General features: G+C 39.4%; 19 protein-coding genes. 8 read left to right on the forward strand and 11 right to left on the reverse strand.

Going from position 1 to position 24,895, the window contains the following annotated elements; translation table 11 throughout:
* The first annotated feature begins 313 nt into the window (after nucleotides 1-313).
* Nucleotides 314-1,681 carry an SGNH/GDSL hydrolase family protein gene (locus tag UABAM_RS17460; protein WP_173013386.1) on the forward strand — a complete coding sequence of 456 codons (1,368 nt, stop codon included), beginning with the start codon at nucleotides 314-316 and terminating at the stop codon, nucleotides 1,679-1,681.
* Nucleotides 1,665-2,336, forward strand: coding sequence for a leucine-rich repeat domain-containing protein (locus UABAM_RS17465; RefSeq protein ID WP_151969297.1), 672 nt, complete (start codon nucleotides 1,665-1,667; stop codon nucleotides 2,334-2,336). The genes UABAM_RS17460 and UABAM_RS17465 overlap by 17 nt, the downstream gene beginning before the upstream one ends.
* 4 nt (nucleotides 2,337-2,340) lie before the next feature.
* Here UABAM_RS17465 and UABAM_RS17470 read toward each other — a convergent pair whose 3' ends face one another.
* Both UABAM_RS17470 and UABAM_RS17475 read right to left on the reverse strand, forming a co-directional pair.
* Nucleotides 2,341-3,060, reverse strand: coding sequence for a leucine-rich repeat domain-containing protein (locus UABAM_RS17470; protein WP_151969298.1), 720 nt, complete (start codon nucleotides 3,058-3,060; stop codon nucleotides 2,341-2,343).
* A 44-nt stretch (nucleotides 3,061-3,104) separates the two neighbouring features.
* Nucleotides 3,105-4,568, reverse strand: coding sequence for a trypsin-like serine peptidase (locus UABAM_RS17475; protein WP_151969299.1), 1,464 nt, complete (start codon nucleotides 4,566-4,568; stop codon nucleotides 3,105-3,107).
* 100 nt (nucleotides 4,569-4,668) lie between these two features.
* Between UABAM_RS17475 and UABAM_RS17480 the strand changes: the two genes are divergently transcribed.
* Nucleotides 4,669-5,526 (forward strand): alpha/beta fold hydrolase, encoded by an 858-nt coding sequence (locus tag UABAM_RS17480; RefSeq protein ID WP_151969300.1) that lies wholly within the window; start codon nucleotides 4,669-4,671, stop codon nucleotides 5,524-5,526.
* A 96-nt stretch (nucleotides 5,527-5,622) separates the two neighbouring features.
* Here UABAM_RS17480 and UABAM_RS17485 read toward each other — a convergent pair whose 3' ends face one another.
* On the reverse strand, nucleotides 5,623-6,216 hold the full coding sequence (locus UABAM_RS17485; protein WP_173013387.1) for a response regulator: 594 nt from the start codon (nucleotides 6,214-6,216) through the stop codon (nucleotides 5,623-5,625).
* Between the two features lie 9 nt (nucleotides 6,217-6,225).
* On the reverse strand, nucleotides 6,226-7,527 hold the full coding sequence (locus tag UABAM_RS17490) for a PAS domain-containing sensor histidine kinase (RefSeq protein ID WP_173013388.1): 1,302 nt from the start codon (nucleotides 7,525-7,527) through the stop codon (nucleotides 6,226-6,228).
* Between the two features lie 259 nt (nucleotides 7,528-7,786).
* Between UABAM_RS17490 and UABAM_RS17495 the strand changes: the two genes are divergently transcribed.
* Nucleotides 7,787-8,776 carry a sigma-54 interaction domain-containing protein gene (locus tag UABAM_RS17495; RefSeq protein ID WP_151969302.1) on the forward strand — a complete coding sequence of 330 codons (990 nt, stop codon included), beginning with the start codon at nucleotides 7,787-7,789 and terminating at the stop codon, nucleotides 8,774-8,776.
* Between the two features lie 83 nt (nucleotides 8,777-8,859).
* On the opposite strand, the gene UABAM_RS17500 is transcribed toward UABAM_RS17495, so the two are convergent.
* The 6 genes from UABAM_RS17500 to UABAM_RS17525 form a co-directional block, all read right to left on the reverse strand.
* Complete coding sequence (locus UABAM_RS17500; protein ID WP_173013389.1) at nucleotides 8,860-9,540, reverse strand: sulfite exporter TauE/SafE family protein; 681 nt, start codon at nucleotides 9,538-9,540, stop codon at nucleotides 8,860-8,862.
* 21 nt (nucleotides 9,541-9,561) lie between these two features.
* On the reverse strand, nucleotides 9,562-10,953 hold the full coding sequence (ccoG, locus tag UABAM_RS17505; protein ID WP_151969304.1) for a cytochrome c oxidase accessory protein CcoG: 1,392 nt from the start codon (nucleotides 10,951-10,953) through the stop codon (nucleotides 9,562-9,564).
* A gap of 390 nt (nucleotides 10,954-11,343) precedes the next feature.
* A complete protein-coding gene (locus UABAM_RS17510; protein ID WP_151969305.1) occupies nucleotides 11,344-11,982 on the reverse strand; it encodes a cbb3-type cytochrome c oxidase N-terminal domain-containing protein in 639 nt (212 codons plus the stop codon).
* A gap of 172 nt (nucleotides 11,983-12,154) precedes the next feature.
* Entirely contained in the window at nucleotides 12,155-14,263 is a 2,109-nt protein-coding gene (ccoN, locus tag UABAM_RS17515; RefSeq protein WP_151969306.1) for a cytochrome-c oxidase, cbb3-type subunit I, read from the reverse strand.
* A 12-nt stretch (nucleotides 14,264-14,275) separates the two neighbouring features.
* Complete coding sequence (gene ccoS / locus UABAM_RS34210) at nucleotides 14,276-14,410, reverse strand: cbb3-type cytochrome oxidase assembly protein CcoS (RefSeq protein WP_151969307.1); 135 nt, start codon at nucleotides 14,408-14,410, stop codon at nucleotides 14,276-14,278.
* A complete protein-coding gene (locus UABAM_RS17525; protein WP_151969308.1) occupies nucleotides 14,401-16,890 on the reverse strand; it encodes a heavy metal translocating P-type ATPase in 2,490 nt (829 codons plus the stop codon). Before UABAM_RS17525 ends, ccoS begins: the two co-directional genes overlap by 10 nt.
* Nucleotides 16,891-16,971: 81 nt before the next feature.
* On the opposite strand from UABAM_RS17525, the gene UABAM_RS17530 reads away from it, so the two are divergent.
* A complete protein-coding gene (locus UABAM_RS17530; RefSeq protein WP_151969309.1) occupies nucleotides 16,972-19,596 on the forward strand; it encodes an ARPP-1 family domain-containing protein in 2,625 nt (874 codons plus the stop codon).
* Nucleotides 19,597-19,853: 257 nt separating this feature from the next.
* Here UABAM_RS17530 and UABAM_RS17535 read toward each other — a convergent pair whose 3' ends face one another.
* Entirely contained in the window at nucleotides 19,854-20,765 is a 912-nt protein-coding gene (locus UABAM_RS17535) for an ATP-grasp domain-containing protein (RefSeq protein ID WP_151969310.1), read from the reverse strand.
* Between the two features lie 207 nt (nucleotides 20,766-20,972).
* On the opposite strand from UABAM_RS17535, the gene UABAM_RS17540 reads away from it, so the two are divergent.
* The 3 genes from UABAM_RS17540 (at nucleotide 20,973) to UABAM_RS17550 (ending at nucleotide 24,820) form a co-directional block, all read left to right on the forward strand.
* A complete protein-coding gene (locus UABAM_RS17540) occupies nucleotides 20,973-22,163 on the forward strand; it encodes a hypothetical protein (RefSeq protein ID WP_151969311.1) in 1,191 nt (396 codons plus the stop codon).
* Between the two features lie 138 nt (nucleotides 22,164-22,301).
* Nucleotides 22,302-22,991 carry a response regulator transcription factor gene (locus tag UABAM_RS17545; protein ID WP_151969312.1) on the forward strand — a complete coding sequence of 230 codons (690 nt, stop codon included), beginning with the start codon at nucleotides 22,302-22,304 and terminating at the stop codon, nucleotides 22,989-22,991.
* Entirely contained in the window at nucleotides 22,991-24,820 is a 1,830-nt protein-coding gene (locus UABAM_RS17550) for a sensor histidine kinase (RefSeq protein ID WP_151969313.1), read from the forward strand. Before UABAM_RS17545 ends, UABAM_RS17550 begins: the two co-directional genes overlap by 1 nt.
* The last annotated feature ends 75 nt before the right edge of the window (nucleotides 24,821-24,895 follow it).

Genomic DNA, 24,895 nt, shown 5'->3' on the forward strand with positions numbered 1-24,895 from the left:
GTTTCGTTTTTCAACTATCTCGTAAATCTGTTATTTTACCTATACAAATACATAATCGTAGCCGTAATCGTCACCGTCACCGTGACCATGACCGTGACCGTCCATACCATTGACTTAAACGTAGATAACCAATGTCATCCCTGACTTGATCAGGGACCCAGGCGTTTTCAAGTCGAATTTATATTGCTGGTTTCCCGCTTTCGCGGGAATGACATGAATTTGTAAGTCTTTTATTAAAAATGCTTACCTCTTAAGTCACTGGACCATGACCGAAAATACAAATTTTTCATTTCTAAATGAAAAGGACAAATCAGTGAGTTTTATACGTTATGCAGTTGTCTTTATAAGTTTCTGTGTATTAATATTTCTATTTTTACACAAGAGCCATGTCCCCGAAGTATGGGAACGTTATAGTCAGGACTACTTTACTCTGTTGTGTTTCGCGACGGTCAATGTGGTTATTTTAAACATTACTTTTATCAAAAAAGAGCGTTGGCAGATACTGTATAAACGGGTGACAATGTACCCAGTAATACCCACGATCGCTATTCTTCTAGGTATTTTTGTTCTTGCCGATGGTTTGTGGGATATAATGACCGTGAATCCCCTCACACCGCTTTTATTTTTAGCCACCTCTATTTTTGCACTTTTGGGGAGTCGTCATCCACAAAAAATGCTCCAGAAAATAGCTTTAATTACCATGGCAACTATTGGAAGTTTATTTGTTGTGGAGATATTTTTTCCTCTACTACTACATTCAAAAATACCAGAGGATCAAAAGTCTTTTTATCGCGAAATTTCTTCATCGTGGCCGCAAAAAATTACAAAGGAGAAAGCGAAAGATACTCTGCGAATACTTGGACTTTGCGATTCTTTTGGTCGTGCAGGGGGGCATGAGAACTATCATTATTTGTTGCAAAAGTATTTGAGGGAAGATGGTCGTAAGGTCGAAGTGGTTAACTTTTCTGCCGGAGGCTATGAACCTCTCCATCAATTGTATGTCCTAAAAAAATTTGCGGCACAGTACCAACCTGATGTTGTGGTTCATGGCTTTTTCGTGGGCAATGATTTTGCCAATCCGGATACAAATACTTCTGAGTTTGCCGAAATTAGCGTTCGTCAGCGTAGCGGAATCATGAAATTTCGTCCACATTCTTGGGTGCTGTTTCAGTGGCTACGTAACTACTATAAAGCACAGAATAACGTTGAGCGTGCAGGGGTTTTTAAAAAAGATACGTTTTTGGCTATTGAATACGAGCGACTACAAATTTGTCGCCCACTTTCTCCCGCAAAAGTAAGGTGGCAAGACACTATTTTCGTTTTAGATCAAATACGTGAATATACAAAAAGCATAAACACAAAATACATCATGGTGATTCATCCAGACCAATTTCAGAGTGACAAAGGATTACAGGACCAATTACAAAAAAAATACGCGGTGACTTGGAGAGAGTATCATTTAAGACTACCACAAAATTTTTTGATGTCTTACTGTGCCGAAAATAACACTCCTTGTTTGGATTTATTGCCGTACTTCCAAAAGAGTGAGGATGTGTTATATTTGTTACAAAATACTCATTACAATGACAAAGGCAACAAACTCGCTGCTCAAAAAATACATGCTTTTTTACAGGAACTGAAATATCTTAATCTAGGAAAAGCAAATGGTAAAAACAATTAGCAAGAAAACTATATGGCATCTGCGTAACAACACACGGTATGAAAATTGTACTTTTGATATTGATTTTGTCGAACACATCAAGGGATGTACTTTTATCGACTGTCGATTTCCTAGTGAAGGTGTGTGTTTTGAATTTGTCGAAAATAGCCGCTTTATGAACTGTAGCTTTGGTGAATTTATCATGGAGCAAATCGAAAAAAGTTTTATTAAAGGCGGGCATATTCAGTGTCTACGATTGAGTAATTTATTGACAGAGAATCGCAAATTCGATTTTTTACAAACAAACAACATAAAGGAGCTACATTTTGATAACTGTGAAATCGAGAAAATTCCTTTGCCAATACTGAACATTCAAAATTTATTGAAACTCTATCTCTCCGAAAATAATATTGCAAAATTTCCGCAGATTCAGAAGTTGAGTAATCTGAAAGAACTGTATCTTGATAAAAACAACATCAAAGTCATTCCGTGCGAAATATCGCAGCTACGCAAACTGGAATTATTAGTTTTAGATGACAATAGAATCGAATTTTTGCCTGAGGAAATTAGCGAACTGACGAATTTACGCAAGTTGTATTTGGCGAACAATTGCATTGAGGAAGACCATAAGGCCGGAATCGCAAAAAAATTGCCACATTGCGAAGTGGTGTTTTGATGTTCTATCTGTCATAGGTTATTTCTAGATTTTCTAGCTGCTGCATCTCAAAAGGAATAGATGTTCGATAGGACGGTAAACGTAGAAGACGTAGTTGTTTGAGGTTGGCTATTGCGCTGGGTAGTGAACCAATTTGGTTGTTGTACAGGTCCAGTTCTTCGAGCTTGGTGAGCTTACCAATTTCTACAGGCAGTTTTTTGAGTTTGTTGGAACGTAAGCTCAGAGAACGTAGATTGTTAAGTTTCTGGATTTTTGGAGAAACAGAACTTAACTGATTTCTCGATAAATTCAGTTCTTTGAGTGTAGAAAAATCAAAAATCTCCTCGGGAATTTCGGTAAGAGGACTGGGGTGAGGGGCAAAGCCGTAATGGTAATTTATAATGGCGTAACGATTATCGGTCCATGATATGTTTAAGTTGGCGATGTTTACTTCTTGGAATGATTCAAAGGCGTTTGTTTCATAGGGGGTTATTTTCAAATCCTCGATAAACCCTCTTTGGAAATAGGAGTTGATAAGATGCTCTATGTTGATTCCGGCGAAATTGCAATTGATAAACATACAATTTTCTAAACGGGAAATGAGCACTGTCCAGCTGCGAAAGCTACAGTGATGGAATATACACCCTTTTAGCCTAAAAATGTTATGCTGTAGGTGAAAAGAGCATGTACGGTACTCTGTATGGTCTTGTACCTGTTGCAATGATTGGCGTGTTATTTTATTCATAGGCGTTATGAAATAAAAAGGTGGGGAAAACCCCACCTTTCAAATTACTCAACAATATTAATTGTTAGAGATGCTCCGTTAGGAATGTTAATGTTAGAAGAAATGGTGACTGATTTTGCATTGATGACTAGGTTAGCACCTTTTGCAATTTGGAAATTTGTACCAACTTGTACTGCTTCTTCATTTATTTCCTTATCGCCGTTTACAGCGTTTAGTACTACAGGAGTACTTTCAACACTTTGACCGATGACGACAACATCTGTGATGACATTAATCGATACACCTCTGTTTACAACGATGTTTTCGTTGTATATACCAGGAGCAACATTGATAGATTTATCTTGATTCTTTTCAATAGCATCGCTGATAGAGTGGTATGGATTGAAAATATCACCTGTTTGTGTTGCGGAAGGGTGAGTGTTGTCTACGAAAACACTATTTTCAGATAGTAGTTGGATGGCTTTACCAAGATCAGAGTTCTTGAAACTTGTTCCGGCATTGCTTCCGCCCCAACTTCCGCATCCACCATGAGTGTGGATACCAACTGTGGTGTTGTGTGTTTCACTAATAACAGGACTACCAGAGTTTCCTCCTGTAGTATCTGTTGTGTAACGTAGTGTATTGCCACTTAGTTGAGAAAATGGACCAACATGGGTTTGTTGGGTTTGACTATCTTTATTACGACTTCCAGTACTACCTCTTGGCATGTTGTCAACACCATAACCAGTGATTCTAATTTGTTGAGGTGTAATACTGTTAGAAACTTTAAAGAAAGACTTTTGTGCTTGTAGAGGTGTCAAACCTGTCACAGAGTTTGGTCCGACTGTAAATGTACACCAGTCGTTTCCTTGACCACCGTTTTTGTACTTAACAACACCGGTGACTGGATATTGGTGTTGTGGAGCTGGGTGATTAATAGAGCCATTTGCATCTGATGGAGGTACATTGAACTCTAAAAGTTCAACAGAATGTCCGTCAACACAGTGACCTGCGGTTAGGTATCCATTACCAATGATCCATCCTGTACAACCGACAGGAACCAAACGACCAGAACGCTTATCGTTAGAAGATACGCGGTCATCTTCACTTCCACAGATACTGCGTGCTGCAGCACCTTCTTCACCTGCAGATACTTCAGAACAATTGATAAATACACCGGTATCTTGTGGAGCTGCAAATAGTTCTACAAGAACACGACTACCATTGAAGTAAGCAGAAGAATCATGCCACATTTTTAGTTGTTCAGCATTCAGTGTTTGCTCGCCATGGTCTTTTAGAGATGTGATTTTTACATAACTTTTTTGACCAAGGTTATATTCAGAAAAATGAACGCGCAACCATTGTGCGTTAGGGATACTTACGATTTGACGAAATACAGGAGCATCCATAGAGCGGCTTGCGCTCACAACACCTGAATTTAACTCAACAGGTTGTTTAGAAAATGGTATTTGGTCCTCTGCAAAAAGAACGCAACTACATACCATTAGCAAAATAATAAACTTTTTCAACTGACCATCCTTTCTAAAAGAATATAAGTCGCTTTAAACGAGTAGATTTTTATTTTATAATATTTTTCCGTTAATTGGAAATGAAATGTTAGGAGTAGTGGTGAATATAGAAGAATGGAAAGATCGCGGCAAGTTTTATACACATAACAATCAGCGTATTTTTTATGTGGATGAAGGGCAAGGCGAAGTTGTTTTGTGCATACATGGTTTTCCAACATGCTCATGGGATTGGCATTTGATATGGGAATCGCTTTGCGATAATTTTCGTGTCATTGCAATTGATATGGTTGGTTTTGGTTATTCCGATAAACCGCAGAATTACAATTACTCCATCATGGATCAGGCGGATCTTCACGAAAATGTATTGTCCAGTCTGGGAGTTGGTGCTGCGCATATTTTATCGCATGACTACGGAGACACAGTGGCCCAGGAACTTTTAGCACGTAAAGCTTTGCGCAAATTTACCATAAAATCGATGTGCTTACTAAACGGTGGATTGTTTCCCGAAACACATCATCCACGACTTATTCAGACACTTCTTGCAAGTCGTTGCGGAGTCATCATAAAAGAATTTTTGAATTTTCGTTCATTTGCACGCAGTTTTTGTCGTATTTTTGGTAAAAATACCCAACCCACACATCGCGAGTTAAAAATATTTTGGGAGTTGATTTCTCACAACAAAGGACACAAAGTAGCTCATAAGTTAATTCGCTACATGGAGGAACGCAAAAAATTTCGCGATAGGTGGGTGGGAGCGTTGATAAGTGCAGATGTTCCGTTACAGCTCATTAACGGTGTAGATGATCCGGTATCGGGGAGACATATGGCGGAAAGGTACAAGGAACTTGTGACAAAGGAGAATGTGGTTCTTCTCGAAAATATAGGGCATTATCCTCAAGTAGAGTCTGCGCCAGAAGTATTTGCGGAGTTTTTGTCGTTCATTAAATCACAAAAATGATAGGTGGGATTTGGATGGGCACAGCGCTGTAAAACAAAAAATATCCCATAGCAAAAACGATACTATGAGATATCGAAAATTCTAACTTGGTTAAAGTTATATATATTTTAAACGACTGCGTAAAGCTTGCGGACTAATACCGAGATACTGTGCGGCTTTGTTTTTGTTATTATCATGCATTTCGAGTACTTTACCGATGATCGTGGCTTCCATTTCGTATAAATTGAATCCATTTTGCGGTAGTTGTACATTGCGAATAAAAGCATCGAGTGGAAGTACATTGGTTTTGGTTTGTTTTTGCTTCAATTCGTAATTTTCATTGATCAAGGCTTGCCTTTCCATGCTTCGCGATATAGAAGCTGCTAATTCTTCTACATCAATTGGCTTACGAATAAAGTCATACGCTCCAAGTCTCAAGGCCTTAATGGCCGTATCCAAATCTCCATGACCAGTAATCACCACAAAATCAGTGTTGGCCGACACTTGCTTAACATGTTTCAACAATTCCAAACCGTCCATATGCGGCATGCGTAAGTCACTTATTACTAAAGGAAATTTATTATCTCGCAAAACATCTTTGGCCTCAAGACCATGTTCGCATTCTGTGATGTCGTGACCTAGTTCTTCCTCTAGAAATTGTGCTGTCGCTTTCCTACTGAGAGGTTCATCATCAACTAGTAATATTCTCATTTCCATCCCTTAACAACTGTAAATCGGAAGTTCTAGGTTAAAAGTAGCGCCTCCTAATTTATTGTTAAAAAAACGTATTTTACCATCCAACTTATCGACAAAATACTTTACAATGGCAAGACCAAGTCCCATTCCCATTCCCGAACCGTTTTTTGTTGAATAGAATGGATCAAAGAGACTTTCTTGTGATATACCCCTTGCAAAACCTGTGCCATTATCAATTATTTGTATTTGGACGTAATTCTTTTTCTTCACTGTCTTTAGCGCAATGCTCTTATTTTTCTTGTCTGAGGCATCGACAGCGTGGATAGCATTTACGATCAAGTTAATGATAATTTGCTCCAGTTGTATGGGGTTTCCCTTAACATAAAAGTCATTTTGGGGTGGGGTGTAATCTAAAGTAATTCCATGGCTTCCCATTTGAGCTCTCGCGAGAGACAATGCTTTTTGTATCACTTCAGTTGTATTCACTTTACTGTCTCTATTTCGCTGCGAATCCCAAAAAGAACGCATGTGATGAATTATTTCGTTGATGCGGTTTGCACCTTGTGAAATATCTTTTACTTTGTCGATAAAGCGTTGGGGAAGAACACCTTTGTTGCGTTTTTCCCAAAAGAGAATACCATCAGCCGTTATCTTAATGGCATTAAGCGGTTGATTAATCTCGTGAGTAATTCCCGCAGCCACAACCCCAATCGAAGCCAACTTGGAAGACTTTTCGACAATTTGTATGGATGCGGCTCTTTCTGTTTCCGCATCTAAACGTGCCTGAAATTCTTTTTCCAAAAGTTTCTGCGCTTTTTTACGTGCTTGCGCTTCTTTTTTGAGTTGCGTGTTTGCTTCCTGGAGTTTTGCTGTACGTTCTTTTACTCGTTGCTCAAGATTATTATTTACCTCCTGCAATTTTTCCTTCATTGACTCAAGTCGCGATATATCGCGTATAATGGCGGTAAATATGGTGTTATCTTTCGTTTTTATCTTCGAGATAGTTGCTTGGGCCGAAAAAAATGTGCCGTTTTTGCGTTTTGCGTATACTGAATTACGACGGTTCATGGATTTTGACCTACTTTTGCCATTGGCAAATTGTTCCATGTAAGTGCGGTGTACCTTGACGAATTCGTCAGGTATGAGAATGTCAATATATTGGTTAAGGATTTCTTCGGCTTTGTAACCAAATAGCTTCTCTGCTCCTCTATTGAAAAGAACGACACGCCAACGGTTGTTTAAACAAATGATGGCATCTTCTGCGATGTTCAGAATATCAATAGCTTGCAAACAAATGTGCTCATCGGTATAAAATTTTCTTTTCATCAACTTCTCTCTTAACATTGTAAAGAAGCTTATGTATAATGAAATATAACTATATGTTGAAATTCATAGCATATCATCCATAATCGAGACATTATTGAATGTTTGTTCATACTTTAACATAAACGTTTTTTACAAAAGATTTTACTATAGGGTGTGTGGCCAATTAACCGTTATTTAATATTAAACAAACCTTAATCAATGGCCGCCCTAACGACACTTATTTTTAACATTGTTTTATTTATTTTTCAAGGTAAAGATAATGAAAAGCTCCGAAAAAAGGATGATGGGCAATAGTGTTGGTATCCAGCGTGTGAATTATTTGATTAAGCGTGTTGCGGAAAGTGATGTCGATTGTTTAATTTTGGGGGAAACAGGAACTGGGAAAGAATTAGCTGCTAGAAAAATACATGAGTGCAGTTGGCGTAAAGACGGACCTTTCATCCCTGTTAACTGTTCAGCTCTGTCAGAAAATTTATTTGAGAGCGAATTATTTGGTCATATAAAAGGGGCTTTTACCGGAGCGGTGGGAAATCGCAAAGGTCGTTTTGAGCTCGCCGATAATGGCACATTGTTTTTAGATGAAATTGGAGAACTTTCCGGAGCTATGCAGGTTAAGTTACTGCGCAGTTTACAGGAAAGACAAATTGAGCGTGTAGGTGACAGTAATTTAATCGATGTGAATGTGCGTGTCATTGCTGCGACAAATCGCAATTTGAAAAATATGATTAGCGAAGGATCTTTTCGCGAAGATTTTTACTATCGCATCAATGTTTTTTCCATTTATCTCCCGCCATTACGCAGCCGTAGTGGTGATGTGGAAGCTCTACTAAAATATTTTTTGCAATTGTATACACGTAACAATGATTTGTGCTTTGATGACGAAACAATGGATATTCTCAAAGACTATTCATGGCCTGGAAATATACGCCAATTAGAAAATTGTGTGCGACACTCATTAGTTCTGGCAGAAGACAAGATTTATCCCTATCATCTTCCCGAAGATATTTATCATAACCCTAACCAAGAACCTTTTGAACTTCCTCTCGAAAAAAGTACACCATGTGAAATAAAAATGCCGAATGACTGCGAGGAAAAAACACTGCTCATACAAGCTTTGAAAGAAACCAACGGAAACCGTTCTAAGGCAGCGGACATCTTAGGTGTATCGCGCGTTACTGTATGGAGCCGCATGAAAAAATACGGCTTACTTCCCAAGCAAAACGAGATGTTCTCCTCTTCCGAGGCGTAAGTATAAAATTGTAGAAAGAATGAACAGGATTTACAGGATAAAAATTTTCTATCCTGTAAATCCTGTTCATTCTTTCTATTTTTTTACTCGGAGCAGCAGCTATGAGGTTGCTGTAGATTTGGGCTTATGTAAGGAATTCCTAAGCCACTACCACGCATGATGAAAACGATTGCTAGCAAAAGAGTCGCCGTGGGTAGTAAAGTTGTTAGCAGTCGCGAAGGACGTAACAATTGTTTACTGTGAATCAACATCCCTAGTAGTGGTACTGTTCCCAATCCAAAAAACGTCATGAACAACATTGCGCTAAAAATAGACGAGGTGTTTAGCGCTGCCGCCAAGGCAATATAAACGAAGCCACACGGAAGCAAACCGTTTAGGATGCCAAAAACATAAAGATACATTGGCTTTTCGCGACTTTTTTGCATGAGTTCCTGCATGGAAAAACGCTTGGTGATCCATGTAAATGGTTTTGATAGAAGTATCATCAATTTGTTTTTCATACTGGAAAAGCAGAAAATGATGAGAAGCATAACACCTGTCAGAATAGATAACCATTCTTGAACACCGGAACCGCGAAGTGAAACTCCTAGAAGGCCCACAATGACCCCCAGAGCAACATAAGATGAAATGCGCCCAGAGTGATAAAAGATTTGTGCGTTTAGTTTTTTATGTCCGACAGGCAAAGCCAAAGCCAAAGGGCCACACATCCCAACGCAATGTAAACTGCCCAGTAATCCCACAATAAAACCAGATAAAATTTCCATTTTCATTCCTCGCAAATCTAATTATGGTCCTCTGAAACCCGCTAGAACTTTATGTATGAGCTTGTCATTTTCAAAAATACCAATATGGAAGTAGGTTCTCCCTCTCTTCTTTATGCTTTTTCCTGGTAAGATGACCTTCATTGTAAACTTTTCAAGTCCTTCTCCCGCGATTTCGATATGCGATTCCCCTAAGTGCAGTTCGCCTTCTATATCGATAAGTTTAAACGAATATTTGTGGGTATCGAGTGTTTTGTTGAGTAATGTACTGCGATACACATTCATGTAGGCATCATCACTAATTTTTGTACACAAAGATCCTGGCATACGATTGATAATCGCACTTACTCGTGGACGGTTAGTAAGTAGGAATAAGTCGACACTAAAAAGTATAAAAAACACAATACCATAAAAAATAGTTCGCGCGGATATTTTGTAACCATGATTTTTTTCAATCATATTGTGCGAAGCGTAGCGAATAAGCCCTTTTGGTTTGCCGATTTTTTCCATGACATCATCACAAGCATCGATGCAGTAGGTACAATTCACACATTCCATTTGCAGACCGTTGCGAATATCTATTCCCGTTGGACATACAGCAATGCACTTTTTGCAATCAATACAGTCTCCCTTATCGGAATCTTGCTCTTTTTTGAGTTTTCGTCCGCGTGGTTCTCCACGTTTAAAATCATAAGAAATAGTTACGGTATTGACATCTTGCATTACCGACTGTAAACGGCCATATGGGCACACCATAATACACGCTTGTTCGCGAAACCAACTAAAGACACCGTAGAACACAAAAGAAAATATACAAATGGCTATAAATCCCACGATATGCTCACTTGGAGGAGCGGTAACTATTTTGATTAGCTCATCCATGCCGATAATATACGATAGGAAAATATTGGCAATGAAAAATGAGATTGCATAAAATAAAACATGTTTAAAAGCTTTTCTGAAAAACTTTTGTGTAGACATGTCTTGGTTGTTTAGTTTTTTTTGCTTAGAGGCATCGCCTTCTAAAAAACGTTCTATTCTGCGGAACACCATTTCTAGAAAAACAGTTTGTGGACATAGCCACCCACAAAAAATACGGCCAAAAGTTGCGGTAAACCACACCACAAAGATAACTGTAGTGATAAACAGTAAGCCAAAAATATATAAATCTTCTGGCCAAAATACATTGCCAAAAAAGATAAATTTTCGTTCGAGAACATTTAACATAATAATAGGCTTACCGTTGTATTTGATAAATGGTACACCTATGAGTACGATCAGTTGTATATAGCTAATAATTTTACGCCATTTGTAGTAAGGTCCGTCAACGCGTTTGGGGTAAATCCAAACTCTTTCCCCGTCGCTGTTAACCGTTGCAATTCGATCTCTGAAATCATCTTCTTGGTTAGCTTTCACTCTAAGTCTCCTTACATCATTTTTTTAGCATACATTTTATTTGGATATCGGTATATTTGAATATTTGAATGTTTTTAAGAAATTTTTTAGAACTTTGTATTTACAAAGTTCTAAAAAATGTATAGTTATTGGTGACATCTACATGTTGTGTTCTCTGGAACTACAAAACAAAATGGTTTTGCCATTTTGACCGTAAGCAATAACTGTACAACACTTTACATGACCAAGTTGTACAATTCCAACAGCAAGTTGAAGTAGTTTCATTTTAATAAAACAACAGCGAGCTGTTGGGCACGGTCATTCCTGGCGCGACCGGCGATCCATTAAAAAGAGTGGATCCCGCATCAAGTGCGGGATGACACCGCGTTCGTTAGTAACATCGCACGCAAACTATTTGTACTCTTTGCCATCTGGACCTCTGGCATTAGGTGGATTGGAGCCCTTTAAGGATATTATATAACTCACTACTTGTAGAATTTTTGTATTCCCCAAAGTAGGACCCCAAGGCTGCATACCTTTTTCGATAACACCTGTTTTTACTGTATGAATGATGTCTTCGATTTTGCCTTCGCCATGAATCCAGTAGTTGTCTGTTAAATTTGGACCTTGGCCTTGGCCTTCTATACCCTCGGCATTTTTACCATGACAAAGAGCGCAGTTTTTGCGAAATAATCTTCGTCCTTTTCCAATACTCTTTTCATCCGTCAAAGCAACCACTACTTCTTTTTTGTTACCTTGTTGTTGCTGCTTCTTGGCTAAAAATGCCGCAATGTCGTCATCACCTTCTTCTTCTTCTTCTGTTTCATCCTCGTAATAATCAGGATATTGCGCAATCTCTGCCTGATACTCTTCCGCAGGTTGTTTAAATACACCCATTACTTCATAACCCACAAAATATATCACTGCAAAAACAATGGTGATGTAAAACAACATTGTCCACCATGGCGGAAGGAAGTTATCTAACTCATGAATGCCATCGTACTCGTGATCCAATAAAATATCTTTTTCGTCTTCGAGAACATTGACCATTGCTATCTCCTCTCTGGTTGTAGATCTAAAGGCATTTGTTCTAGCTCTTTAATTTGGTCATTATCAATTTTCCATACGTACCAGGTAATTAATACAAAGAGTGTCAAGAAAGTGACAAGTACGCTGTAGGAAAGTAATACAGCGATATCAATTTGTGACATATATTCTCTTATCATTTTTTAACCTTTATTCTTTTACCAAGTTTTTTCAAGTATGCGATAAGTGCTATCATTTCACGATCAGGAGCACAATCAATTTTACCTTTTTTGAGGATATCAGAAAGTTCTTGTGCTTCTTTTTGGAGATTTTCTTCTGCATTTCTTACATCGTCATAATTATAAGGTACACCTAAACTTCGCATTACTTGTATTTTCTTTGAAGTTGTGGATGTATCTAACTTATTTGTGGCAAGCCATGGGTACGGTGGCATAACAGATCCCGGAGAAGATTTCTGCGGATTTACCATGTGATCATAATGCCAAACTTCGTTGCGTGGTCTAAGCCCGATGCGATGTAAGTCAGGTCCAGTTCTTTTCGATCCCCATAAGAAAGGACGATCGTATACGTAATCTCCTGCTTCGGAGTAGGCTCCGTAACGCAGTGTCTCGTTATGGAAAGGACGAATCATTTGCGAGTGGCAGTTGTTACATCCTTCGCGAATGTAAATATCGCGACCTTCGAGTTCAAGTGGTGAATATTTTTCCACAAGAGGTTTGGTCGGAGAGATAAATTCATTCATCGCCCCTGGTACAAGTTCTATCAAACCACCAGCGATGATCGCCAATGTAGATAGTATAAAAAATAGACCAAGGTGACCTTCTAGAAAACGGTGTGTTGATTTTACTTTGGTTTTTTCTTGCTCTAATGCAGGTGCACTCGCTTCTTCGTCCGCTTGTAAGTTACCCTGTTTTACTGTTTTGAATAAGTTGTATACCATCAAGAACACACCTGTTATATACAACAGTCCTCCGATTCCACGTAGGTAGTACATCGGAATAATTTGTTTTACGGTGCTCAAGAAGTTTTCGTGCATTAATCCGCCATCTGGATCTAGTTCTTTCCACATTAAACCTTGTGTTATACCGGAGAAATACATGGCAACTAAATAAAATACAATCCCTAATGTGCCAATCCAAAAGTGTGCATTTGCTAGTCTTGGTGAATATAACTTGGTGTTGTAAATTCGTGGAATGAGCCAATACACAATCCCAAAAGTTAAGAACCCATTCCATCCTAATGTACCGTTGTGAACGTGTCCAACGATCCAATCGGTGAAGTGTGCTAAACTATTGACACTCTTAAAGGACATCAATGGACCTTCTAAGGTTACCATTCCGTAAGATGTTACGGCAACAACCATAAATTTTAGCTCGACGTTTTTTGCAACGGTATGCCAAGCACCGCGTAAGGTTAAAAGACCGTTTAACATTCCCCCCCATGATGGAGCGATGAGCATGATAGAGAAAATTACACCTAGGGTTTGTGCCCAAGGAGAAACGGCGGAGTATAGCAGGTGGTGTGGTCCCGCCCATATATAAATAAAAACCAGTGACCAAAAGTGAATAATGGATAAACGATAAGAGTATACCGGACGATCGGCAATTTTAGGCAAATAGTAGTACATAAGCCCTAAGTATGGAGTTGTTAAAAAGAATGCTACGGCATTGTGTCCATACCACCACTGAACTAGAGCGTCCTGGACCCCTGCATATATGGGGTAACTCTTCATAAATGAAACCGGTAAAGCCAATGAATTAAATATATGTAGTACGGCAACAGCGATGAATGTGGCGATGTAAAACCAGATAGCTACATACATGTGCTTTTCGCGTCTTACACTGATCGTCCCAAACATGTTGATACCAAAAACGACCCATATAAAAGTAATTGCAATATCTATAGGCCATTCTAACTCGGCATATTCTTTACTTGTTGTGTAGCCGAAAAGCAAAGTAACGGCAGCGGCAACAATAATAAATTGCCATCCCCAAAAATGTATTTTACTCAATTTATCACTAAACATACGTGCTTTGCACAAACGTTGTAGTGAGTAGTATATTCCCATAAAAATCGCGTTGCCGACGAAGGCAAAAATGGCCGCGTTGGTATGGATCGGACGTAATCGTCCAAAAGAAAAGTGCTCACCAAAATTTAGTCCTGGTAAGGGAAGTTGAAATGCGATGAGTACGCCAAAGAACATGCCCACAACACCCCAAAAGACTGTTGCGAATGCAAAGTTGCGTACTATTTTATTGTCATAATGAAAAGTTTCTACGCTCATGAAAGGCCTTTCTCAATCAATCAGTACTTTTATTGCTGGAGTTTCACAGTCGTCAAATTGACCACTTTTGGTTGCCCAGATAAAAGCGAGTAAAAAACAAGTTGCTAATGAGATGCTCACACAGATTAGGATAAACATTACTCCCATTTATCATCTCCCAATATCTTCTTGCATAAACGACGAGAGCTAAAAGTCGTAAATAGCATAACGGTAACCGAACTAACGGGCATAAGTACTGCAACAAATACAGGGGTTAACTTACCAGATATGGCTAAAGTAATGCCCAGGGAATTATAGATACAAGAAATTGCGAAACTTGCATATGTGATGTTAAGGGTTGCGCGTGATAGTGAAAACATTTTGGGAAGTAAGCTAATTTTCTCCGCAGCTAGAATAATATCACTTGCAGGAGAAAAATGGCTATTTTCCTCAATCACTGCAACCCCGACATCGCTCTCTATCAAAGCGCCTGAATCGTTAAGTCCATCGCCGATCATGAGTACTTTACTATCGGCGCTTTTTTGTAACTTTTCGATGTAGGCAACTTTTTGAAACGGGTCAAGGTTAAAATGTATATTATTTTTAGGGAAAACTTTGCCAACAATGTCTAAATCGCGTTTACTGTCTCCTGAGATGAGGTGCACAGCATGTTTTTGCGCAATACGACTAACAATGTTTTCCCAACCGCGACGAAAATTGTTTTCTGTGGCAAAGACACAGCAAAGTTTGTTCCCAACGGCAAAAGCCACACAACTTTGCTGTGATATTTTTTGCGGCAATCCTTTGGGAAGCTCTAAAAGACTGGATATCCAGCTGACGCTGCCTACAAAAAAATCTTGAGAGTTATATTTGGCGGCGATTCCTTTTCCGGGAATTTCGTTAAATTCTGTTAAGTGAATAGGTGTTAACAGTGGAAAAGTTTTGGCCAAAGTTTGACTGACTGGGTGAATGGATTGGTGAACAATGTTTGCCAGAATTTGTTGTTGTTGCTCGTCAATATTGCCAAAAATGAGTGAAATTCTCGGGGTTGTTGATGTTAATGTACCTGTTTTATCAAAAACAACGTTGTTTATTTTGGCCAATTTCTCCAATATATCACCACTTTTTAAAAATATGCGGTGTTTTTCCAACAAGCGAATCATAGCACCATGTGTAAATGAAGATGTCAATGCCAGTGCACATGGACATGCCACAATAAGAACTGACGAAAACGTATACCACGCCATCGCGATATTTTTTCCATATAGCCAATAGTAAGCAAAAGATGCCAAGGCGATACTAATCACTGTTAAGGTAAAAAAAGGACTGATGGTGTTCGTCAAGGTTTGTACAGCACTTTTTTCTTTATTTTGTACATTTTTCCACAACGAAGTTAAGAAACTTTGTTCCACTTGCTTTTCTACCTGTATACTTGCAGCTTTGCCAACAATACGTCCGCCTGCAAATATGTCTTGTCCCTTGTCTTTGGCGATAAGATCAGACTCACCGGTGACAAAACTGTAGTCGATTTGAGCATGGTCACTTTGTAATTTTCCGTCGACAGGGATAAGTTCTTGGTGGCGAACAAATATGGTGTCGCCCACTTGCAACTCATGTACAGGGACTGCGCATTTGTCGTTATCTTGTATGCGCAGAGTGGATAGAGGGAAATATGCTTTGTAATCGCGATCGAAGGATAGGTTTTGAAAAGTTTTCTTTTGAAAGAATTTACCGATAAGTAAAAAAAAGACAAAGCCACAAAGTGAATCGCAGTAGCCAGGTCCACGTTTACTAATGATATCAAAAGCGCTTGTGGACAATAGTGCGATAAGCCCTAAGGCAATGGGAATATCAAGATTGATGTTTTTTTGCTTTAGCGAAATCCACGACGAATATAGCCACTCTTTTGCGGCATAAAAAAACACTGGTATGGTTAACAGCAAATTTAGGTAGCCAAAGAAGCGTTGAAATTCTTTGGGAACGTCGGAAGAAAGATATTCAGGAAAGCTAAGTAGCATTACATTGCCAAAACAAAACCCCGCAACACCTAAACGCAGTAAATCGTCGTGGTTTTTCTGTGCATTTTGTTGTTCATGGTCAAGGGAGAGGTGCGGTGGATATCCCAGTTGCGAAAGTAGATGGGCGATCTCACTAAGGCGAATGTTCTGTTTGTCGTATGTAATATACACTTCGTGAGAAGAAAAATTGACGTCTACCTTCTTTATATGGGCGTTGATACGATATAGGTTTTCAAGTAGCCATATACACGAGGCGCAATGAATATTGGGAATATAAAAACACGCTATTGCAGTTTGTTGTTCGTTAAATTTTAGAAAATGCTCCAAAAATTTTGCATCGTCGAGATAAGTATACTCTTCTTTACTTTTCTCTGTTGCCGGTTTTCCGGGAGATTTTTCTAATTCGTAATATTTATGTAGGGAGTTACCTTGAAGTATTTCAAACACAAACAAGCAACCGTGACAACAGAAATGATGTTCGTCTTTGGTTACAGAATCTTTTAAGCAAGGTAGTCCACAGTGAAAGCAAGGTGTTGAAATAGTAAATCTCCTTAATTGCATTTGGATAATGTTAAGGTTTATATGAACGCAAGCAATTTGCATGCCTTCATGTGAATATTTGTAAAACATTTTTGTGGAGGTGTGCTATAATCAATAAAATTTTCGGTTACCAATTTAGAACATTTGTAGTGAAGTTTTAAGGATGTCGCTGTGAGAATACCAAATATTTACGCTGATTTTTCCCACCAACAACGCTTAAAAAATGTAATGATGGTTCCCATTATTTCTCGTGAACCTAAAAACGAACGCGAGATAAAGTGCTTTCTATGGCAGGGGATGCAAGATGGCGAAGTGGAAGTACAGGAACGCGCAAGTGGATATTTGGTAAAAAGCATTACCGCTAAAAATCTGAGTGAAAAGCGTTTTTTGGGATATCGTGGAAATATTTTGCGTGGTGGTGGACAAAATCGTCACTTACAGCACAGCTTTATTTTGGGGGCAGGTACAACAGATCTTCCTGTTCAGTGTATTCAAGAAGGAAGATGGAATCCCAACCGCGAACAAAAATTCCATACCAAGGGAGCGGAAACGACTTTGTCGGCTATGCGTTTTCAGAATAACTCGCAGCGAAAAATTTGGGAAACAATCTATCGAACCACACACAATACGGGGACCATTTCCCCTACTCAGGATTTTACTGTTTTGCAGGATGCATTATTGAGTAACAATACCACGTCAAACCTTGACAACGAAGTTACCTCTGATATAAAAAGCTTGCTAAATAAGATTCCTGCACCGCTAGAGAATCAGGTGGGAATTGTCGTTGTTCTTCCACCATCCAAAGATGGTGATTATCACTCCTATCATTTAGAACTCCATTATTCACCACAACTATATCGTTTGGTACATAAAGACTTGTTGTCATCGTTTGTTATTGACAGCGGTTCTCTCAATACCGCGGCGTTACCAAAATTTACTGAAACAGAATTTCAACAAATGCTTTCAAGTATTGTCGAAGCCGAATGGCATTTTTTTACACCGGTAGGGGAGGAAATCTGCTGGCGTTTACCGCTTTCCTCCATGGCGTTTGGTGAAGCTGTTTTTGATGAGGAAACGATCGTACATTTAATGTATGCTTCTTCTAATTTGGGTATTCCGCGACGGCGAGTGGTTGGTAATTATCAACTGATGGAAAAAATAGGTCATGGTGAAATGGGGACTGTTTTTCTCGCGTACCCAAACGCAGACGAGGAGAAGAGAGTTGTGGTTAAAATTCTCAACAAACAACATAGCCGTGGAAGTGAACTGTACAAGCGTTTTCTACGTGAAGGCGAAGTGCAGCAACAAATGCGGCACCAGAACGTAGTTCAAACTCTGGAGGTAGGATATTGTGAACGAGTAAAGCGTCTATACATCGTAATGGAGTATGCCGAAGGAAAAAACCTTGAAATGATCGTTACCCAAGAAGGCCCGATGAGATCTCCTACTGTGATGAAAATAGCACAAAAAATGGCGAGTGCTCTTGAGTATGCGCGAAAGAAAAATATTATCCATCGCGATATTAAACCGGGAAATATTATATTTCGCAAGTTTGGCAATGTATGTCGTCTTCTCGACTTTGGCTTGGGAAAATTTATGGGGGGACAACACAATACACAACTAACGGTCATGGGGACCGTGATGGGAACACCATATTATTCTTCCCCACAACAACTCACCGACTCTTCTACTACGGACCATCGCGATGATATTTATTCCTTGGGGGCGACATTGTACCATTTACTAGCTGGTAATCCGCCATACCATGAATGTAAGGGTTTTGCTCAACTATGTGAGACTATTTTAGATGGCGCGTTAACACCTCTTGGCAGTATAAATCGCGATTTGCCAAAAGAGCTTGTGGCAATTGTGGAAAAAAGCATGGCGCGCGAGAGGGAAAATCGCTACCAAACCGCAGGTGAAATGCTAAAGGCGATTGAATATGCATATGACTCGTGGGCAATTCCGCCACTTGACAAAGGGCAACGTGTCGATGAAGCATATGCTGGTTACAACCTTCTGAGTTTATGGGGAGACAACGACAACGAGCAAACGTATCTAGTGCAGCATTTGGATTCAAAACAATATTCGGTGATGAAAAGAGTGAAGGATGAAAGCATATCCGCGGAAAAAAAAGCCGCATTTACAGAAATGGTGAAGAATGCGAATAGCAAAAATGGAGGTTTACTTCCGATTTATGATTATGGCAATAAAGACGGATATCTATTCGTGACCTTAAAGTATTGTTGTATGGGAAGTTTGCAAGAACTCTTTTGTAAAATAAAAGGTGCCAAACTAGCGGTACGTACAACTTTGCGTTTAATGAATATCATAAATAAGGATATACGTTTTTTGAAAAACCAAGGTTTTTTTGTGGAATACATAAATCCATGGACAATATATATGGAAAGAAAAAACTCGAATCTATATGTGCGTTTTACCGGTTTGGAGAATTTTCGCGAAATGAATTTAGAGTATACGAGGTATTTGTCTCCGGAACAAGTAAAAGGAGAATTTCAAAAAGAAAAGTCCAGCGTGTATTCTGTAGCTGCGATTATGTATCGTCTATTATCTGGAAAGCCACCATTTCCACAAAAAGATATCGTCGATACAATGTCAGCAATCGTAAATGGTGACTTTGTACCTCTGAGTAAGGCCGCTCCTAAACTGCACAGTGAGGTGGCGGAGATTATTACCAAGGCCATGTCTTTGGAATACAAAGATCGTCCCAAAATGCGTGAGTTTATCAACGAGATTGAGCGCGTCTATCCCAATTACGATGTTGATGAGAAGTAGGATTGGGGTGTCATTCCTGCAAAAGCACATGGCTGTCAAGCTAAGCGAGAAAACTTTCTCGATAAAGACTTACAAATCTGTGTCATTCCTGGCTTGACCAGGAATCCACAAAACAAAGTTAAATTGTATGCGTCTGGATCCCTGATCAAGTCAGGGATGACACTCCGATGGTGGTTTTGTAGTTCCAGAGACTCCGATGGTAGTTTTGTATTCTCCAGAGAACAACCTGACACTAGCCCACTGAGAGCTTAATGTATCTAACTTGTGCCGAAAAGATGTCGTTTGGCTTTTGGGTCTTTAGTCTGCTCTACTAGTTGATTCCACAACGTAAACAGTGGCACATGGGTTGCACCACAGTATTGGCCGTCACCTACCTCTATTACAATCCATTCCTCCGTTTCAAGTTGACCTATGTCAATAGCAATATAAGGCGTTGCGATACGCTTGGCTACTTGCGTGGCGAGTTGCAAGACTTGTTTTTCTTCTTGTGGAGACAACTGTGCCAGTTCGTCTTCTCCATCCCAGTAGTATCCATATGCTAGAACCTGTCCTTTGTACAAAAATACGCGGTATTCGCGTCCAAAGGGAAAACCTTGTGATGATTTGCGCACGTGGCGTAATTTGACGTACTCACGCACGATTACTGTGCCTACGGTTCGTTTGTTGTAGTGGGTGAATAACTTATTTACGATTTCATGTAATTGGTTTTTGTTGTGGGCAATACATGAGTCCGTTCCTTGTGATTTTAGAGATAGCACTGAACCTTTGACAAAAACGGGAAACGTAAAGTTTTGTTGGGAAATTTCGTCTGAGGTGTGGATGAAGTGGCTTTTTGGTGTCAGGTCTTTTATAAACGGATAGTATAAGTGAAAATGTTCTGCGAGTTCATACTCCTGAGGCGTATTGATTAAATAGATATTTTTATCCTTGGCGACGTTGTATATTTCGCGATAGTAATCTAGGGTAGGGATGTAACCAATACACACCGCCGTTGTTGGATTTGGTTGTTGTGGAACATAACAGAGCGCATTTGCGGCATTTTCACAGTCTGTGAAATCTCCAGGAATAAAATAAACACGACATCCTAACGTTTGTGCCGTTTGTGTCATTTTCTGTAAATCGCGTGAGCTTTCGGAGTTTGTGGAGATATATTCGCTAAAAATGATCATTATTTTTGGTTCCTAACAGAGGAGAGATATTTTTTTATTTTACAAATTATTTAATAGTGGTGCCAAGATCAAATCTGTTATCTTCTAGCTTTAATTTTCCCATTTTGTTTGTTCTTCACCGATGTTAACTTTCCCTTTGTATTGCGTTTTCAGGGAGTAAGTTAGCAATAAAGTATGGACATCTTTTAGAGTTAAGGAATGACAGATATGAAAATTTTACATGGTTTACTTCGATTTGTTTTGGAGTCCATTTCAGGTTTGACACTGTGGATTGCGATTAGTTTTGGGCTTATGTTGGTGGCCTTGACATTTATTGGGGCTTTTGCATTGGCGCTTGGCAACGTCGGAAGAAAAGAAATCGAACTGTATCTGTGGGGGCTTGGTATATTGGTTGTTGCACTGGGTACATGTTTTGCTTCGCGGTCGTTGTCTAAAAAAATACCAACGTATGAAAAAGAAGAGGATACCACAGGAGAAGAAAAATATCTAATCGTTTGTAAAGTGCGTTACAAAAAAGCTTCTAAACTGCTGATATTTTCGGCAGCTCTTATTGCCGTTCTATCTGGGGCGGCAATACTGTACACTTGGAATTTGGTGATTTCTATATTTTTCTTGTTGTCTATGTATGTTATTCGTGTTGCCACAAGAGAAGATCGTGAGATCGGTAGTTTTATTGGCCAGAGAGTAGGGGTAGACATAAAAGGTATTACACATATCGAAGATGATATTTTCATCACTTGGTCGGATATGGAGTTGGAAGACCTATCAGCAAAGAAATGCATGCGTTTCTACAGTAAATCCGATAGCGAAAAAGAAATATTTGTTTCTTTGTACGCCGAAAATTTTCCGAGGTTAATGGATATGTTCAAAGAACGCGTTGTTAAAACCAACGTTCAAGAGGTTTTGTATCGCGATGATTTGCAAAACTCTGAAGATTTTGACTCTTATATCTTACCGGAGCTACCGCAAAAATACCGAGGGAGTTGGGATAGGGTATTCATATACTTGGGGATTGTTTTGATTTTTTTCGCAGTCTCTATTTTTCAAATTCGCGAACAGGATTACACCGGCATAATAGTTTTAGGTATTGCAATCCTAATGATGTGGGCGATGTTTTTTATTGAAATTGCCATTACCGTTCAAGAAAAAGGAATTATTGTTCACCACGTTTTCGCACCAAAACGCATCGTTGAATGGAAGGAAATCGGCGATATTTCGATCCAATCTGAAAATAATGAAGGGGATATATCGCTTGTGATTACTATAAAGTTAAAAGATAATACCGTGATTTCTTTTTCCCATTTTCCGAATTCTTTGGAGATTTATAAACAAATGAAATGTATACATGAAGCGCACAATCCGAACAAAACCGATTCCACCGATCAACCTACTTTGTAACAGCATATTCTACCAGTTAGTTCATTTCGTACAATGAAATGCTTACTTGGAACAGCGGCGCGGGCATTTTTACAAAATTGTTACATCAAAGTTTTTGTATGCGTGCTAAGATATAAGAAACGAGTTGTAAGGAGAAGGATGGTGACGAAACAAATTTTAGTAGTGGAAGACGATTTTGCGATTCGTCAGGGAATCGTAGATGCTCTAGAGTTTGAAGGTTATGAGGTGCTTGAAGCGGACCGTGGTGACACAGGTATGGAGATGGCGTTGTCGTATGAGTACGATTTGCTGCTCCTTGATTTGGTACTTCCCGAGCATAGTGGTTTGGAAATACTACAGGAAGTGCGCAGTGCGAATTCTACACAGCCGGTAATTATCCTTACGGCGCGCGGCGAAGAAAATGACCGTGTTCAGGGACTGCGTCTTGGTGCCGATGATTATGTTGTGAAGCCATTTAGTATAAAAGAACTACTTGCACGAATTGACGCTGTGCTACGACGTTCACCGGAACGGCCTAAGAAAAGACAAACGGTTGCGTTTGATGGCGGAGTGATTGATTTTTCTAAATGCGAGATACGTTTTGCCGATGAAGAAAAAGCTTCTCTGTCCGAGAGAGAAGTTGCGTTACTGCAATACCTTGTTTGTCATGCAAATCGTGCGATTTCTCGCGAAGAAATACTCACACGTGTGTGGAAATTTTCTCCTGGGGAAGTGGAGACACGTACGATTGATATGCACATTGCGCGCTTACGTGAGAAATTGCGTGACAGTTCATCGACCATTATATCTACCGTACGTGGCAAGGGCTATATGTTTGGAGAGAAATAATGCGACCTTTGTATATTTGGTGTATTTTTGGTACGTGTTTAGTCGCTACGATAATTACCATGTTGTGGGTAAATAATATCGTTTGGGATTTAGAAAAAGCGCAACAGCAGGCAAGTCACGAAGCACTTGTTGAAGAAAATGTACGTCTCGCCTTGTGGAGGCTTGATTCGTATCTTGCCCCTATTATTGCCCAAGAAAACGCTTCGCCGTATTTTTTTTACAGCTCTTTTTATCCATTAGAACGAGCATATAGCAAAATGTTTGACGAGGTGTACGCGGGAGAATTTTTAGTTCCTTCGCCTCTGATGACAACACCATCAAAAAATATTTTGTTGCATTTTCAAATACACCCAGATGGAAAAATGACTTCACCACAATTGCCATCTACCACCATGCGCGGCATTGCGGTGGATAAGTACACCACAAACAAGAAAATTGACATCGCCTATAGTTTGTTGAGTCAGTTACGGCAAAAAGTAGATTTTGAACATTTGCAAAAAATATTGCCAAGGAATATTCGCAAGCCTAAAACAGCGATTGTGCATGGTACGCCAAAAAATAAGCGACCGACATATACGTCTAGAAACGCGGTGCCGATACAAAAAGAGTTTCATATAGAAAAAGAAGTGTCGCAAAATCAGCAACAAATGCAGGTGCAGAAAAAAACATGGTTTGAGAAAAACCAGTCAGAATTTCGCGTACGTAAACAATACCAACAGTTATCGTCTACCAATAGCATGCGAAATCGAATACCACAGAACAATGTTGGTGAAGGGTTAATGAAAGCCATTTGGATAAAAGATGTATTGTTATTTATTCGTCCGGTAATGATCGATAACGAATACTATTTCCAAGGATGTTGGATTCACTGGGAAACATTGCGTAAAAATTTGTTGGAGAATATTCACGATCTTCTCCCCAACGCAAATTTAAAACCACACAACCACTCCCATCAGGAAGCGCGTATTCTCGCGATGTTGCCTATACAGCTTCTTCCTGGTAACGTAGATTTTAGTGGCATTAGTCAACTTTCTCCCATACGTATTTCTCTCATGGTGGCATGGGGATGTATGATTCTTGCAACCATTGCCATTAGCGTATTGTTATTCGGTGTCGTCTCTATCAGCGAGAGACGTGCTTCGTTTGTATCGTCTGTGACTCACGAATTACGAACACCGCTAACCACTTTTCGTATGTATGCCGAGATGCTAAATGAAGGAATGGTCAGTGAGAAAAAGCAAAAGCGTTATTTTGCCACAATGCTCGCAGAAGCCAAAAGACTGACGCACCTTGTGGAAAATGTATTGGAATATGCACGCCTCGAACGAAAACGTACGCAAAAAAATTTGCAGCCTTTGCAGGTCGATAAACTCCTCAATCACATGCAAAGTCACATTGAACAGCGTGCTGTGCAGGGCAATATGCAACTCGTGATGGATATCAATGACGAACTGTGTAAACAAATGTTGTATACAGACACGACTATTGTAGAACAAATTGTTTTTAACTTGGTAGACAATGCATGCAAGTATGCTTCTAATGGAAAAGAAAAACGCATTGTGGTTTCTGGGGAGAAAACCGCTCATTATTTTTTGTTAAAAGTGCGTGATTATGGACCTGGTATACAAAAAAAGCAAAAACGCAAGTTATTTGGCGCTTTTAGTAAGTCCGCAGAAGAGGCCGCACATTCTGCTCCGGGAGTGGGACTTGGCCTGGCATTAAGTAGACGCTTGGCGAAACACCTCAATGGGAAGTTAATTCACGATCATCGCGTTACCGACGGGGCAATGTTTATTTTGTATCTTCCTCTGTACAACAAGACCACATAAGAAATAACAATCCGAGCTCGCTTCCGGGCTCGGGTTTGGAAAAAAATTAGGCACCTAGGACTTGTTTTTTTAGCC

It is taken from the genome of Candidatus Uabimicrobium amorphum (assembly GCF_009002475.1).
Lineage (GTDB): Bacteria > Planctomycetota > Uabimicrobiia > Uabimicrobiales > Uabimicrobiaceae > Uabimicrobium > Uabimicrobium amorphum.